The sequence below is a fragment of the Pseudomonas sp. MF6767 genome, from assembly GCF_016405475.1.
Taxonomy (GTDB): domain Bacteria; phylum Pseudomonadota; class Gammaproteobacteria; order Pseudomonadales; family Pseudomonadaceae; genus Aquipseudomonas; species Aquipseudomonas paracarnis.
The window spans coordinates 244,108-259,011 of record NZ_JAEKCY010000005.1 but is presented as its reverse complement, the minus strand read 5'-3'; the positions used below and the strand labels follow the sequence as shown (position 1 = coordinate 259,011).

Below are 14,904 nucleotides of genomic sequence, written 5' to 3'. Positions count from 1 at the left end.
TTTACGCAGTTTGTTTGACGCACCCCGGGGCCAGAAACAACAAACCCGGCCTGGACCGGGTTTGTGACACCGCGATTACAACTCGGGCTCATCCACCCCGGTATACACGTCCGAATCCTTGTACAGGTCGTGCACATGGCGCACCAGCACCATGATCACCGCCGCCACCGGCAGCGCCAACAGGATGCCGGTAAAGCCGAACAGCTCGCCACCCGCCAAAATCGCAAAGATCACTGCCACCGGGTGCAGGCCGATTCGATCGCCCACCAGCAGTGGCGTCAGCACCATGCCTTCCAAGGCCTGGCCCACCATGAACACTGCGACAATCCCCAGCATCGGGTACAGGTCGCCGCCGAACTGGAACAGCCCGGCCACCAGCGCCGCGCCGATGCCGATCACAAAGCCCATGTAGGGCACGATGGCCGCCAGGCCCGCGATCAAGCCGATCAACAGCCCCAGCTCCAAGCCGATCGCCATCAGGCCGGCAGCGTAAATCACCCCCAGGGCCAGCATCACCAGCAACTGGCCACGCACGAACGCACCCAATACCTCATGACACTCCGCTGCCAGGGAAACAACACGCTCTTCCCGGTCGCGGGGGAGCAGGCTGCGGATCTTGGCCATCATGATGTCCCAGTCTCGCAGCAGGTAGAACGCCACCACCGGGATCAGCACCAGGTTGGTCAACCAGCCGATCAGCGCCAGGCTCGATGCAGTCGCCTGGCTGAGCACCACCGTAACGATATCGGTGGTCTTGTCCATGTGCTCGCTGATGGCTGCCTTGACCTTGTCGAACTTCCAGAAGCCATCCGCCAGCCCGAACTTGGACTGGGCCCACGGCATCGCCGTGTGCTGCAACCAGTCGAGCATCTGCGGCGCCAGCTCATAGAGGCGAAACAGCTGCTTGGCCAACATCGGCACCAATATCAACACCAGCGCCGTGATGATCAACGTGAACAGCGCAAACACCGTGATCACGCCCCAGGTGCGCGACATGCCGACTTTTTCCAGGCGATCCACCACCGGATCGAACAGGTAGGCGAGCAGCAGCGCCACCAGGAACGGCGTCAGGATCGAATGCAGCAAGAACACAAAAACGCACAGCAGGACAATCCCGCCAAGCCACACCCAACGACGCGTATCCGCCATAAACCACTCCATCTGTTTTTTACGCCCTTCTTCTATATAGAAGGAGGAACACTATTTACCAACGAAAACGCAATTGCGCCTGGGGCTCAGGTGCAACAGCCGGTTGCGTGCCATCGATCACGGCTGGCTGGGCCGGGGCTTCGCCAGCAGGAATTTCCTGCAGCTTGGCCAGGCTCAATTGGGTGCGCAGTTGTTCGGCGCTGCCATTGACGCGATACACAATCCGGTTGCCATCCACCCACTGCGGCTGGCCGCCAAAGGGCTCCAGCAAACGACCCAGGGCGGCGTAGCGCTCAAGGTTCATGCCTTGTACCTCAAGCAGTTGCTCAGTGCTCACGCCCGGCTTGACCGCAAAGCGTGGCGCCAGCTTTTGGCTGACCGCCAGCAATACCGCATCGGCGAGCGCGGCAGTGTCAGCGCCTTGGGCGGTGCCCTCCTCAGCCTTGTCGCCCAGCCACAGGCGCCATTTGGCCTGCCATTGAGTGCCTTCCTGGCGCGCATGCACCGCCAGCAAAGCATCGGCACCGTAACGCTCGGAGGCTGCGCGCAAAGGCGTGGCGTCGGGGCTTTCAAGATTCGGCGCGGTGGCGACTACCTGTTCATCCAGGTCTCCCAACGGCAAGCGCAGCGGCAGACCCCTGTGTTGCGCGGCCCGGCGCAGGGCCTGGGCAACGGCCTGGCCATCGCCGACCAGGCTGCTGCCTTCAGTTGAATCGTTCAGCCACCAACCCAGGATCGACGGCCGGTTGCTGCCCCAGATCGACAGGCCCGCATCCCGCAAGGCGCGGTCGGTGCTGACCGGGTCGAAGTCTACTTGCAGGCTTTCCGGCGGGCCGGCGTCGTAGCCGTACTGGCTGATGATTTGTTGCGGGTCTTTGCGGATCGCTGCCAGGCCCGGGCCATCGGCGGCCTTGGCGTCGCCGGTCAGGCGGATCACCAGGGTCTGCACGGCACGCTGGGTGGCCTGGTCGCGCTCTTGGGGCGACTGGCTGCTGACCGGTTCAAGTACTTGATAGAGGCCATTGAGGGTTTCGGCATGACTCGCCAGGCTGACCAACGACAAACAGCCCACAAAGAAGAATTTACACAGACGCATGGAAGATTCCCGAACGACAAATTTAGCGGTTGGAACAGACCGCGTGATCTCGGTTTGGCAAGGCTGTGACACAGCGACCGGTAAAACATTCACAGGGTCCCGGTAAGTTTTCATACTGTCATAACGCTAGCGAGCTCAAGGCTATACCTTAATACGCACGATTACCGGCCCGATTTGCATTTTTTTGAGCTCATATGCCCTGCCCGTCGGCCCGAGGATGGCCGCTGCCCCTCAAGCCTGATAAAATCGCGCGCCTTCGCAGACCGTCAACGGCAGGGCCCTTTCCAAAAGCCCCCGCCCGCCCGGTCGTTACCCAGAAATCCCCCCTAAAGGCCTGGATCATGAGCAAGCAACCCTCCCTGAGCTACAAGGACGCCGGTGTAGACATCGACGCCGGTGAAGCATTGGTCGAACGCATCAAGAGCGTCGCCAAGCGCACTGCGCGCCCTGAAGTCATGGGTGGCCTGGGCGGTTTTGGCGCCCTCTGCGAAATCCCGGCCGGCTACAAGCAGCCTGTATTGGTGTCCGGCACCGACGGCGTGGGCACCAAGCTGCGCCTGGCCCTGAACCTGAACAAGCACGACAGCATCGGCATCGACCTTGTCGCCATGTGCGTCAACGACCTGGTGGTGTGCGGCGCCGAGCCGCTGTTCTTCCTCGACTACTACGCCACCGGCAAGCTCAATGTCGAGACCGCGACCCAGGTCGTGACCGGCATCGGCGCCGGCTGCGAATTGTCGGGTTGCTCCCTGGTCGGCGGTGAAACCGCTGAAATGCCAGGCATGTACGAAGGCGAAGACTACGACCTGGCCGGCTTCTGTGTCGGTGTGGTGGAAAAAGCCGAGATCATCGACGGCTCCAAAGTAGCTGCTGGTGACGCCCTGCTCGCCCTGCCATCGTCCGGCCCGCACTCCAACGGCTACTCGCTGATCCGCAAGATCATCGAAGTGTCCGGCGCCGACATCGAGAACATCCAGCTCGACGGCAAGCCACTGACCGACCTGCTGATGGCGCCGACCCGCATCTACGTCAAGCCACTGCTCAAGCTGATCAAGGACACCGGCGCCGTCAAGGCCATGGCCCACATTACCGGTGGCGGCCTGCTGGACAACATCCCGCGCGTACTGCCAAAAGGCGCCCAGGCGATTGTCGACGTGGCCAGCTGGCAGCGCCCGGCTGTCTTCGATTGGCTGCAGGAAAAAGGCAACGTCAACGAAACCGAAATGCACCGCGTGCTGAACTGCGGCGTAGGCATGGTGATATGCGTTGCGCAGGAACACGTTGAAACCGCACTGAACGTGCTGCGTGAAGCCGGCGAGCAACCTTGGGTCATTGGCCAGATCGCCACTGCTGCCGAAGGCGCAGCCCAGGTTGAACTGAAGAACCTCAAGGCTCACTGATGCCCCAGACCTGTGATGTCGTGGTGCTGCTTTCCGGCACCGGCAGTAACTTGCAGGCCCTGATCGACAGCACGCGCACCGGCGACAGCCCGGTGCGCATCGCTGCGGTGATTTCCAACCGCAGCGACGCCTACGGTCTGCAACGCGCCCGTGACGCGGGTATCGATACTCGCTCCCTGGATCATAAGGCGTTCGACGGTCGCGAGGCCTTCGACAGCGCCTTGATCGAACTGATCGACGCCTTCAACCCCAAACTCGTGGTCCTTGCGGGTTTCATGCGCATCCTCAGCGCAGATTTCGTCCGGCACTACGAAGGGCGCCTGCTCAATATCCACCCTTCCCTGCTGCCCAAGTACAAAGGCATGCACACCCACCAGCGCGCCCTCGACGCCGGCGACAGTGAGCATGGCTGCAGCGTGCACTTTGTGACCGAGGAACTCGATGGCGGGCCTCTGGTCGTACAGGCAGTGGTTCCGGTAGAGTCAGGCGACTCGGCGCAGACGCTTGCGCAACGGGTTCATACCCAGGAACACAGGATTTACCCGCTGGCTGTTCGCTGGTTTGCCGAAGGACGGTTGATTCTTGGCGACCAGGGTGCATTATTGGACGGCCAGTTACTCGCGGCCAGCGGCCACTTGATTCGAACCTAGGAGATTTTATGCGTCGCGCCCTGCTTTTCGCTTTTGCGCTGTTCGCTTTGCCTGCCGTACAAGCGGCAGACCTTCACCCCTTCTCCGTCAGCTACACCGCCGACTGGAAACAACTGCCCATGAGCGGTTCGGCTGAACGCAGCCTGAGCAAGAATGGCGACGGTACCTGGACCTTGAATTTCAAGGCCTCGATGATGATTGCCAGCCTGACCGAAACCAGTGTGATCCTGTTCGACAAGGACACCCTGCAACCCAAGAGCTACAGCTTCGAACGCGGCGGCCTGGGCAAGGCGAAGAAGATCAACCTGGACTTCGACCAGAGCGCCAAGAAAGTCACCGGCTTTGAAAACAAAGACCCGGTCAATGTCACGCTCGAAAGCGGCATGCTCGACAAGTCCACCTACCAACTTGCTCTGCAACGCGATGTTGCCGCGGGCAAGAAGAGCATGAGCTACCGCGTGGTTGAGGGTACTGATACCGATACCTACGACTTCCGCGTGATCGGCTCGGAAAAGGTCCAGACCAAGGTCGGTTCGATCGACGCGATCAAGGTCGAGCGCGTGCGCGACCCGTCGCAGAGCAAGCGCATCACGCAGATGTGGTTTGCCAAGGACCAGGGCGGCATTCTGGTTGCCCTGCGTCAGGTCGAGACTGACGGCAAGGAATACAACATCATGCTGCAGGATGGCACCGTTGACGGTAAGGCCGTCAAAGGCAGCTGATTGCGCTGACGTGCTGGAAAAGAGCCTCGCTGAATGCGGGGCTTTTTTTTGCCTGGGATTTCAGGGGGAGCCACTACCACTCGCAGGTAGGCCAGCTCCCACATTGGAATGCATTTCCCGGTGGGAGCTGGCTTGCCTGCGATAGCGGCGGCAGGGTCAACCCCGATAAACAGGCCGATCCCAACATGAAACTTTTGTCATAAATCCCTTGCAGCTGCGGCGCAATGTCACAGTTTACAAGGCCTGCAGCATTGTTGCGTTCCCCGCAATGAATTATTGCGCGCAAAATCAGTTTACTTAGCAAGCTAACAAATCATATAACAGAGGCCTGCGACGACTTGCCGCAGATCAACCAGAGATTGGAGCAAGCAGATGACTGTAAAAGTAACTGAACGCGACGATGAACATATGTCCCATGAAGCAGTAGGCCACGGGATTCACATCTGGGATGTCCATCAGCAAGACGTATTGGTCGGCATGTTTCACAACGAGAGCGACGCCCACAACTATAAAAACGAGCTCGAAACTCTCGAACTGCAACGCCAGGCAAAAAGCTCCTGAAGCTCTGAAATCATGTGGACGCCCGGCCCACGCAGCCGGGCCGTTTACGAGAAACCGCGCCTTTGGGGCGCGGTTTTTTTGTCAATAATCGCCATAAATTAATGTAACAAAAACACACACAAATAATGATTCTCGATATCATTCGTTCGCTTTTCATTCAGGCTCACGAATCAGGGAATCAATTAGATGCATGGAAATAGCAGCAAGCCAGAAAACGCGTTACTGGAACGCTGGAGCGAAGCACTTGCCACTGCGCAATTTAAGGCCAGCCACGTCAGCCTCGAAGCCCTGATCAATACGCTGGCACCTGCCGCCGAACGTAGCTTCCAACGCCTGATCCAAGCATTGTTTCGTGAAAGCCTGCTGGACCCCAGCACTCTCCTTTATGACGAACATGGCCATTGCTCGCTGACACTGGCTTGCCAGGCCCGATTGCGTTTCGAACATTTGCACCCTGGCCGCATGGCAAGCTGGGACCTGCGTGGCGAAGTCATCCTGTTGCGCGAAGGCCAGCCCGAACAGAAAATCCAGTTCCCCTCACAGTTGTTGACGTTGCTTAACGCCAGCCTCGAGTCGCCTGCCGACCGGGAAGTGCTCAACCGCCTCAACGTAGAGATCGACGACAGCTTCATCAACGACACCTTGTGCCTCGCCTTCCATGAGCAATGGACGCTCAAGCTGCATGCATCCCTGGGCCCGGAGCATCAAGACAATCTGCTGAGTCATCTCAAAAACAGCCCGAGCGTTATCAACCCGACTTCCGTGCTTGAACAGTGGGGAACACTGGGTCACCCATGGCATCCCAATTACAAGACCAAGCTGGGCCTGAATACCGAGCAAGTCATCGACTATTCGCCAGAGTTCGAAGCACGCTTCCCGGTGCTGCTGTGCGCGCTGCATCGCCAATTTGCCCATGTCGAAAAGTTGGCCGGTACCGCCGATTACTGGCAGTGGTGGAGCGAGCACTTCCCGCAAGCGGCACAGCAATTGACCGCAGTCCTGCAAGCACAGGGCCTTCAGGCAGGCGATTATCTGCCATTGCCCGCCCACCCTTGGCAGGCACGCCAGGAGTTGCCTCAACTGTTCGCCAACGAAATCGGCGACAAACTGCTGGTGCTGACCGATATCGTCGCGTTTACTGCCCACCCCACCATGTCATTCAGAACCGTGTTGCCTGAAGGCCGTCGCGATGCACCGATGGTCAAACTGCCCGTGTCACTGCGCCTGACCAGCGTACAGCGCACCGTATCGCCGCGTTCAGCGCGCATGGGCCCACGGATCAGCCATCTGCTGCTGAGCATCCTGGAACGCGAGCCTGCGATTCAAAAATGCCTGAACATCGTTCCCGAGCGTATCGGTGTGCATTTCCAGCCACAACCGGCCAATGACGAGCACTCCCGCCACTTGGCGGTGCTCTATCGCGACAATCCCCAGAGCCAGCTCCAGCCGGACGAAATGGCCGTGCCGGTGGGCAGCCTGTTTGCCATTGATCAACACGGCCAGCCGCTGCTGCGCCAATGGGTGCGCCTGAGCCAAGGCAAGGATGACGCGGCGGCCATGCTCGCCTTCTTCCATGATTACGCGGCGATCAGTGTGCCGGCGCTGCTGGGCATGTATTTGCGCTACGGCGTTGCATTCGAGGCCCATCAGCAGAACTCTTTTATGGTCATGGCCGCAGACGGGCAATTGAGCCGCCTGCTGTTACGCGATTTCGGCGATATCCGTATCGACCGCAAAACCTTGCACGCCCACGGCCTGGACATTGAACTGCACGACCCGAAGATGACGCTGTACGACGACGCAGGTTTCGTACGGGACAAGCTGCTGCACACCGTTTTCATGTGCCATCTGGGCGAGCTCATCCTGCTTGCCGCGCGCCACTTCGACATCCCCCAGGCGCTGCTCTGGAATGAACTGTCAGCTCAGGTCAGCCAGTGTTTTGACGACATGCGCTCGCAGGTTGATCCGCAGCGCTGGGCCACCGAGCGCGAAGCACTGCTGGAGCAAGCATGGCCGGCCAAGTCGTTCATGCGCATGCGCCTGCTGGAGAGTCATGCCGATATCGTCGGGCGGTTGCCTAACCCGTTGAGCGCGGCCGCCAATGCCGACTAACAACACAGCGCTGCGGCTGCTGGTGGTGATTCAGTTGGTGTCGATGGGGGCGATGGAAATGAGCGGCCCGTTCTGGCCGCTGCAAATCCAGAAGTTGCTGGGCACTGCAAATGCCCAGTACACCGGCCTGCTGTCTTCGCTGGTGTATGCCGGGCCGATGATGGCAGCGATGATTCTCACACCCATGTGGGGGAAGCTGGGCGACCGTACCGGCCATAAGCCCATGATCATCCGCGCATTGCTGGCACTGGCGGTGTGCCAGGCGCTGGCTGCGATAACGCCTGATCCGTGGTGGCTGGTGGTCATCCGCGTGGTGCAAGGTGCGTTGGCCGGCTTCATTGCAGCGGCCCAAGCCTACGCACTGGCCTGCTGCGGCGAGGGTGGGCGCGGGCACATTCTTGCACGACTGCAATCAGCCACCGCTGTAGGCTCCCTGGCCGGACCGGTATTGGGCGGCTGGCTCATGGACATATCCGGTTTCGCATTGCTGTGCTACAGCGCCACCGTCGTCTGCCTGTTGTGCGCGATAATCAGCGTGTTTTTACCCAGCGACTCACCACGATCGAGACCTGCCCGCACGTCCAAGCCTGCCGCACTCCCCAGAGGCTGGATTGGCGCGATGCTGGGGATCATCGTATTGATCCAGGCAGCCAGGATGATGCCGCAACCGTTTTACGCCTTATATGTCGCCCAGGTTTTGCACGCGCCCGTGTGGCTGATCGGCGCCAGCTATGGCGCCAGTGCCTTGACCCTGGCACTGTCCGCGCCGTTGTGGGGCCGCCTGTTCGATCGACATCAGCCAGCCCATACGCTGCGCATCATCGAGTGGGTCACCTGGGCCTGCGCGCTCACGCTGGCCTGCACGGCGCTGGCCAGTGAGTGGTTGGGGTTCATCGCCAGCAGGCTGCTGTGGGGCGTGTGGCAGGGGGCTTTGTTGCCCGTGGCCTACACACTGATCGCCACTACCGTAGCGCACAGCCAGCAGGGTTTTGCCCTGGGCATGGGCAACAGCGCCGCGAAAGCTGGTGCGCTGTGCGGCGCATTGTTGGGCGGTATCGGCATGGGGTGGGTAGGCCTGGCACACAGCTTCTGGCTGGTCGCACTGACCTATGCCTTGGCCGCCGTGAGTATCCGCGCCATCCGTTCGTTTGCGCGAGCGCCTGAGACATCCGATTTTTCTGTCAATACTTCTAATAACTCTGAGACATGATCATGAACACATCGCAATGGGCAGTACTGCTGCCACTTCTTGGGTCAATAAGTGCCCCTGCCTGGGCCGATCAGACAGAGCAGACACAGGCAGCCCCGACCAGTCTGCAACTGCAGGCGACAGTGGTATCGGCCACGCGCAGCGAAACCAGCATTGCGCAGATTCCAGGCTCAGTGCAGGTGATCAATGAAGCGCAAATCCGCCAGCAGACCGGGGCAGGACGTCGGGTTGCAGATATCCTCGGCCAACTGGTGCCTGGCATTGCCCCTTCCAGCGGCGGCATGAGCAACTTCGGCCAGACGCTTCGCGGGCGCAATACCCTGATCCTGATCGACGGGGTTTCGCAAAACGCCACGCGCGATAACTTCCGCCAGCTCAACAGCGTGGCACCGGAAAGCATCGAGCGTATCGAAGTGATCTCCGGCGCCAGCAGTGTCTACGGCGCAGGCGCATCGGGCGGCATCATCAACATCATCACCAAACGCAACCAAGGTGAAGACCTGGCGTTCAGCAGCAAGATCGGCATGACCGCCGGCAACAACCTCAGCCACAAGGGGTTCGCTTACCAGGCGTTCCAAAGCGCCACCGGGCGCAAAGGCCCGGTGGACTGGTACCTCTCGGGCAACACCGTGCAGCGCAACGATCAGTTCGACGGTAATGGCAAGCGCATTCCCCAGGACACGTCCCAGGGCAGCAACATGGACACCGATACCTACGACCTGCAAGGTCGCTTCGGCTATGAGCTTGATGACGACAAGAAGATCAGCCTGTCGCTGCAAGACTACAAGGACGAACAAGACACCCGCTACACCAAGAACCCCCGCATCACCAGCAACGCAGTCGCCGTAAAAGGCCTGGACCTGGGCGACCAACCCTACACCCACAACCAGGCGGTCAACCTCAACTACGCCGACAAGGATTTCTACGGCCAGGGCCTGCAGATCGAAAGCTACTGGCGGCGGGCCGACGCCCTGTTCTTTCCAGACCTGTCCCGAGGCCGGGCAGGCGTGTCAGATAACAACAGCGTGCAGGACGTCTACGGCCTGCGTGCAGCGGTCGATACCCAGATGCCAGACATCGGCCCGGCAACGGGCAACCTGGTATGGGGCGCGGACTACGACCATGAAACGTCACGCCAGCGTGGCGACCAATACCGGGTCAATGGCCTGACCTACACGAAAACCGGTACCACGTTCGAACTGGGTCCAGATATCGAGACCACCACCAAAGCCATCTTTGGCCAGCTCTCCTACGACATCGACAACTGGACCTTGCGCGGTGGCGTACGTCGCGAATGGATTGAAAGCAAGGTCTCCGACAGCATCGCATACGGCGAAATCGTCCAGACCGGCAACCGCGCGACACTGCCCGGCGGCACGCTCAAATACGATGACACGCTCTATAACCTCGGTGCGGTGTACCACCTGACCGACAACCAGGATGTGTTCGTCAACTTCAGCCAGGGCTTTTCCCTGCCGGATATCCAGCGCTTCCTGCGTGACGTGAACAGCAAATACGATATCCAGGACCTCAATGCCCAGGCCTTGAAGGTCGACAGTTACGAGCTGGGCTGGCGTGGCGACTGGGACAAGTGGCAGGCCAGTGTCACCGCGTACGAAAACACCTCGGATGTCACGCAGTTCTATGATGCCAATGATCGTGTGCTGCGCCTGATCAATCAGAAAGAACGCGTGCGTGGCGTCGAAACCGGCCTGACCTATAACATCACCGACCAATGGTCCGTCGGTGGTACTTACGCTTACGCCAAAGGCGAGACCCAGCAGAACGGCAAGTGGATCGACCTGCCTGCCACCCGCATCTCCCCCGCCAAGACCACAGCGTTTGTCGGCTATGAGCGTGACGACTACAGCCTGCGCTTGCAGGGAATGCGCCTGGCCAATTATGACGCTGCGGCCAAGGACAACAACGGTCGCGATATCCAGGGCTACACCCTGGTCGACCTGCTGGGCTCGGTAAGGCTACCGGTAGGCCGCCTCGAAGGTGCGGTGTACAACCTCACCAACCGCAACTACCAGAACATGTTCGCCCAGGCCAACGCTCGCGCACCGTACCCGAATGCCGAGGGTCGTACCTTCAGCCTGAGTTACGCAGTGGATTGGTAACCGGCTGGTGCTGCACGCTTAAAACACAAACCCCGCCTTTTGGCGGGGTTTGTCATTTCCAGCGCCTTACCACATCAGATCATCAGGGATCTGGTAAGCGGCGTACGGATCATCCTCGTCCGGCACCTGGCTTTCGGTGAGGATGTTGAGCTGCACGATACGCTCCGGAGCGCGCTCCTGGATCTTCAGCGCCGCTTCCCGCGGGATCACCTCGTAGCCGCCACCGTGGTGCACGATGGCCAGGGAGCCGTTGCTCAGCTTGTTGCGCATCAGCGTGTTGACCGACAGGCGCTTGACCTTCTTGTCATCCACGAAGTTGTAGTAATCCTCGGTGGTCAGCTTGGGCAGACGCGAGGTCTCGATCAGTTGCTTGACCTGGGCAGTACGCGCCTTGGCCTCGGCTTTTTCCTGCTGCTGACGGTTCAGCTCCTGGTCACGCTTGACCTTCTCGGCGTGTGCCTCAGCAGCCAGGCGCGCCTGGGTGTCATCGACTTCGGCCTGGCCTTTGTGGACCAGGCGCTGCTGTTTCTGTTTCTCTTTGCCGACCTGCTTGGCCTGCTTTTGGTTGACCAGACCTGCTTTGAGCAACTGGTCGCGAAGGGAAAGGCTCATGGTGCTTACTCACTTAGGCAACTGCTCAACCGCAGCTGGACACATTCTTTTCCTGACGTTTGGCTTCACCCCAGAGGGCGTCCAACTCTTCGAGGGTGCAATCTTCTATGGGTTGGTGTGTATCGCGCAATGCCTGTTCGATAAATCGGAAACGTCGTTCGAACTTGGCATTGGCACCGCGCAAGGCAGTTTCCGGGTCGACCTTGAGGTGACGGGCCAGGTTGACCGCGGCAAACAGCAGGTCGCCGACTTCATCGGCGATGGCCGCCGCATCGTTATCGGCCATGGCTTCGAGCACTTCGTCCAACTCTTCGCGCACGTTGTCCACCACCGGCAACGCGGAAGGCCAGTCGAAACCAACCTGGCTGGCGCGCTTTTGCAATTTGGCCGCACGGGACAACGAGGGTAAGGCGGTGGGCACATCATCGAGTAGGGAGAGTTGCTCGGGAACGTCGGACTTTTCTGCGCGCTCCTCAGCTTTGATCTGCTCCCAGCGCTCCTTGACCTGTTCTTCGCTCAACTGCGGGATATCCAGCGGTGCGTACAGGTCGCCGGTTGGGAACACGTGAGGATGCCGGCGAATCAACTTACGAGTGATGCTGTCGATCACGCCGGCAAATTCGAAGCGCCCTTCTTCCCGGGCCAGTTGGCTGTAATACACCACCTGGAACAGCAGATCGCCCAGTTCGCCTTGCAGATGGTCAAAGTCGCCGCGCTCGATGGCGTCGGCCACTTCATAGGCCTCCTCCAGCGTGTGCGGGACGATGGTCGCGTAGGTTTGCTTGATGTCCCACGGGCAGCCGTACTGCGGGTCGCGCAGGCGGCTCATCAGGTGCAGCAGGTCTTCGAGTGAATACATCGTATCTCTTTCCGCTGAAAATCCAATGTGGGAGCTGGCTTGCCTGCGATGCTTGCGACTCGGTGCTTCAGTTAAACCGAGGTGATGCTATCGCAGGCAAGCCAGTTCCCACAGAAAACAACTCCACATGTCAGTCGGCTGTCATCCTGCTAATCATGGGGTGCGGTTGCGCCGGGTTTCGATGATGTTCGGCAACTGGGAAATCCGCCCCAGCAACCGTCCCAGTGCGTCCAGCCCCGGAATCTCGATGGTCAGGGACATCAATGCAGTGTTGTCTTCCTTGTTCGAACGGGTGTTGACCGCCAGCACGTTGATCCGCTCGTTGAGCAGCACTTGCGAGACGTCACGCAGCAAGCCGGAACGGTCGTAGGCACGGATGATGATGTCGACAGGGTAAGTGAGCACCGGCACCGGGCCCCAGCTGACCTGGATGATCCGCTCCGGTTCGCGCCCGCCCAGTTGCAGCACCGAGGCGCAATCCTGGCGGTGAATGCTCACGCCACGGCCCTGGGTGATGTAGCCGACAATGGCGTCGCCCGGCAACGGCTGGCAGCAGCCGGCCATTTGCGTCATCAGGTTGCCCACGCCCTGGATCTGGATATCGCCACGCTTGCCCGGCTTGTAGCCAGTGGCTTTGCGCGGGATCAGCTCCAGCTGTTCGTTACCGCGCTCCGGCTCGACCAGTTGCTGGGCCAGGTTGACCAGTTGCGCCAGGCGCAGGTCGCCCGCGCCGAGGGCGGCAAACATGTCTTCGGCGATCTTCATGTTGGCCTTTTCGGCCAGCTTGTCGAAGTCCACCTGAGGCAGGCCCAGGCGCGCCAGTTCGCGTTCAAGCAAGGTTTTGCCGGCGGCGACGTTCTGGTCACGCGCCTGCAGCTTGAACCAGTGGACGATCTTCGCCCGCGCCCGCGAAGTGGTGATGTAACCCAGGTTCGGGTTCAGCCAGTCGCGGCTCGGCGTACCGTGCTTGCTGGTGATGATCTCGACCTGTTCACCGGTTTGCAGGCTGTAGTTGAGCGGCACGATGCGCCCGTTGATCTTGGCGCCGCGGCAGTTATGCCCGATTTCGGTGTGCACGCGGTAGGCGAAGTCCAGCGGCGTGGCGCCCTTGGGCAAGTCGATGGCGTGGCCGTCAGGCGTGAAGATATAGACCCGGTCCGGCTCGATATCCACCCGCAGTTGTTCGGCCAGGCCGCCGATGTCGCCGAGTTCTTCGTGCCATTCCAGCACTTGGCGCAGCCAGGAGATCTTCTCTTCGTACTGGTTGGACCCGGCCTTGACGTCGGTGCCCTTGTAGCGCCAGTGCGCACACACCCCCAGCTCGGCTTCTTCGTGCATGGCGTGGGTGCGGATCTGCACTTCCAGCACCTTGCCTTCAGGGCCGATCACGGCGGTGTGCAGCGAGCGGTAGCCGTTTTCCTTGGGGTTGGCGATATAGTCGTCAAATTCCTTGGGAATGTGCCGCCACAGGGTGTGGACGATACCCAGCGCGGTGTAGCAGTCGCGCATTTCCGGCACCAGCACGCGCACCGCACGCACGTCGTAGATCTGGCTGAAGGCCAGGCCTTTGCGCTGCATTTTGCGCCAGATGGAATAGATGTGCTTGGCGCGGCCGCTGATGTCCGCGTCCACGCCGGTGGCCTGCAGCTCCGAACGCAACTGGCCCATCACGTCGCTGATAAAGCGCTCGCGGTCCAGGCGCCGCTCATGCAGCAGCGTGGCGATCTGTTTGTACTGGTCAGGTTCCAGGTAGCGGAAGGACAAATCCTCCAGCTCCCACTTGATATGGCCGATGCCCAGGCGATGGGCCAGCGGCGCGTAGATGTCGAAGACTTCGCGGGCCACACGGTTGCGCTTTTCATCATCGGCGGTCTTCACCGCACGGATCGCGCAGGTACGCTCGGCCAGCTTGATCAGGGCGACGCGCACATCGTCGACCATCGCTACCAGCATTTTGCGCAGGTTTTCTACCTGGCCCTGGGTGCCCAGCACCATGGATTGACGCGGGCTGAGGCTGGCACTGATGGCGGCCATGCGCAGCACGCCGTCGATCAGCTTGGCCACCACCGAACCGAAACGCTGGCCAACGGTGGCCAACGGAATATGCCCTTCGCGTACGCCGCGATAGAGCACGGCGGCGATCAGCGAATCCTGGTCCAGCTTGAGATCGGCCAGGATCTCGGCGATTTCCAGGCCAGTGCGAAAACTTGAAGTGCCTTCGGCCCACAGGTTCTTGGCCGCATTGTCTTGCTGTTCAGACTCACGAGCGAACTCGCAGGCTGCTTTCAAGGCTTCACGGTCCAGTGCCGGGTCGACACTGACGGCATGATCCAGCCATGCCTCGAGATTGATACTGCCGTCGGTGTTGATCGGCTGGTGTGCTCTCACCTGTACCATCTTGCTTACCTTC

General features: G+C 60.3%; 12 protein-coding genes. 7 read left to right on the top strand and 5 right to left on the bottom strand.

Going from position 1 to position 14,904, the window contains the following annotated elements:
• Positions 1 to 75 precede the first annotated feature (75 nt).
• Entirely contained in the window at positions 76 to 1,149 is a 1,074-nt protein-coding gene (locus JFT58_RS11440) for an AI-2E family transporter (RefSeq protein ID WP_003193054.1), read from the bottom strand.
• Positions 1,150 to 1,204: 55 nt separating this feature from the next.
• Positions 1,205 to 2,245, bottom strand: a complete 1,041-nt coding sequence (locus JFT58_RS11435) for a DUF2066 domain-containing protein (protein WP_054899064.1) — start codon at positions 2,243 to 2,245, stop codon at positions 1,205 to 1,207.
• Positions 2,246 to 2,586: 341 nt separating this feature from the next.
• Here JFT58_RS11435 and purM point away from each other — a divergent pair, with 341 nt between their 5' ends.
• The 7 genes from purM (at position 2,587) to JFT58_RS11400 (ending at position 11,023) form a co-directional block, all read left to right on the top strand.
• Positions 2,587 to 3,645, top strand: coding sequence for a phosphoribosylformylglycinamidine cyclo-ligase (gene purM, locus JFT58_RS11430; RefSeq protein ID WP_014719398.1), 1,059 nt, complete (start codon positions 2,587 to 2,589; stop codon positions 3,643 to 3,645).
• Complete coding sequence (purN, locus tag JFT58_RS11425; protein ID WP_003193061.1) at positions 3,645 to 4,295, top strand: phosphoribosylglycinamide formyltransferase; 651 nt, start codon at positions 3,645 to 3,647, stop codon at positions 4,293 to 4,295. The genes purM and purN overlap by 1 nt, the downstream gene beginning before the upstream one ends.
• Before the next feature lie 8 nt (positions 4,296 to 4,303).
• A complete protein-coding gene (locus JFT58_RS11420; RefSeq protein ID WP_014719399.1) occupies positions 4,304 to 5,017 on the top strand; it encodes a DUF3108 domain-containing protein in 714 nt (237 codons plus the stop codon).
• 372 nt (positions 5,018 to 5,389) lie between these two features.
• Entirely contained in the window at positions 5,390 to 5,578 is a 189-nt protein-coding gene (locus JFT58_RS11415) for a hypothetical protein (protein WP_003193064.1), read from the top strand.
• 186 nt (positions 5,579 to 5,764) lie between these two features.
• Positions 5,765 to 7,690, top strand: a complete 1,926-nt coding sequence (locus JFT58_RS11410; protein ID WP_103299621.1) for an IucA/IucC family protein — start codon at positions 5,765 to 5,767, stop codon at positions 7,688 to 7,690.
• Positions 7,680 to 8,900 (top strand): MFS transporter, encoded by a 1,221-nt coding sequence (locus tag JFT58_RS11405; RefSeq protein ID WP_054897823.1) that lies wholly within the window; start codon positions 7,680 to 7,682, stop codon positions 8,898 to 8,900. Before JFT58_RS11410 ends, JFT58_RS11405 begins: the two co-directional genes overlap by 11 nt.
• A gap of 2 nt (positions 8,901 to 8,902) precedes the next feature.
• A complete protein-coding gene (locus JFT58_RS11400; RefSeq protein ID WP_054897824.1) occupies positions 8,903 to 11,023 on the top strand; it encodes a TonB-dependent receptor in 2,121 nt (706 codons plus the stop codon).
• A 66-nt stretch (positions 11,024 to 11,089) separates the two neighbouring features.
• Here the strand turns inward: JFT58_RS11400 and JFT58_RS11395 are convergent, their stop codons facing one another.
• The 3 genes from JFT58_RS11395 to relA form a co-directional block, all read right to left on the bottom strand.
• Positions 11,090 to 11,635, bottom strand: a complete 546-nt coding sequence (locus JFT58_RS11395) for a DUF2058 domain-containing protein (RefSeq protein ID WP_014719402.1) — start codon at positions 11,633 to 11,635, stop codon at positions 11,090 to 11,092.
• Between the two features lie 25 nt (positions 11,636 to 11,660).
• Positions 11,661 to 12,494 carry a nucleoside triphosphate pyrophosphohydrolase gene (gene mazG / locus JFT58_RS11390; protein WP_034128320.1) on the bottom strand — a complete coding sequence of 278 codons (834 nt, stop codon included), beginning with the start codon at positions 12,492 to 12,494 and terminating at the stop codon, positions 11,661 to 11,663.
• Positions 12,495 to 12,647: 153 nt separating this feature from the next.
• Complete coding sequence (gene relA, locus JFT58_RS11385; protein WP_005790193.1) at positions 12,648 to 14,891, bottom strand: GTP diphosphokinase; 2,244 nt, start codon at positions 14,889 to 14,891, stop codon at positions 12,648 to 12,650.
• Positions 14,892 to 14,904: the final 13 nt, after the last annotated feature.

What these genes read in the sequence shown, in the direction of transcription:
- JFT58_RS11440 (WP_003193054.1), bottom strand. Translation starts at nt 1,149, where the DNA reads ATGGCGGATACGCGTCGTTGGGTGTGGCTTGGCGGGATTGTCCTGCTG.
- JFT58_RS11435 (WP_054899064.1), bottom strand. Translation starts at nt 2,245, where the DNA reads ATGCGTCTGTGTAAATTCTTCTTTGTGGGCTGTTTGTCGTTGGTCAGC.
- purM (WP_014719398.1), top strand. Translation starts at nt 2,587, where the DNA reads ATGAGCAAGCAACCCTCCCTGAGCTACAAGGACGCCGGTGTAGACATC.
- purN (WP_003193061.1), top strand. Translation starts at nt 3,645, where the DNA reads ATGCCCCAGACCTGTGATGTCGTGGTGCTGCTTTCCGGCACCGGCAGT.
- JFT58_RS11420 (WP_014719399.1), top strand. Translation starts at nt 4,304, where the DNA reads ATGCGTCGCGCCCTGCTTTTCGCTTTTGCGCTGTTCGCTTTGCCTGCC.
- JFT58_RS11415 (WP_003193064.1), top strand. Translation starts at nt 5,390, where the DNA reads ATGACTGTAAAAGTAACTGAACGCGACGATGAACATATGTCCCATGAA.
- JFT58_RS11410 (WP_103299621.1), top strand. Translation starts at nt 5,765, where the DNA reads ATGCATGGAAATAGCAGCAAGCCAGAAAACGCGTTACTGGAACGCTGG.
- JFT58_RS11405 (WP_054897823.1), top strand. Translation starts at nt 7,680, where the DNA reads ATGCCGACTAACAACACAGCGCTGCGGCTGCTGGTGGTGATTCAGTTG.
- JFT58_RS11400 (WP_054897824.1), top strand. Translation starts at nt 8,903, where the DNA reads ATGAACACATCGCAATGGGCAGTACTGCTGCCACTTCTTGGGTCAATA.
- JFT58_RS11395 (WP_014719402.1), bottom strand. Translation starts at nt 11,635, where the DNA reads ATGAGCCTTTCCCTTCGCGACCAGTTGCTCAAAGCAGGTCTGGTCAAC.
- mazG (WP_034128320.1), bottom strand. Translation starts at nt 12,494, where the DNA reads ATGTATTCACTCGAAGACCTGCTGCACCTGATGAGCCGCCTGCGCGAC.
- relA (WP_005790193.1), bottom strand. Translation starts at nt 14,891, where the DNA reads ATGGTACAGGTGAGAGCACACCAGCCGATCAACACCGACGGCAGTATC.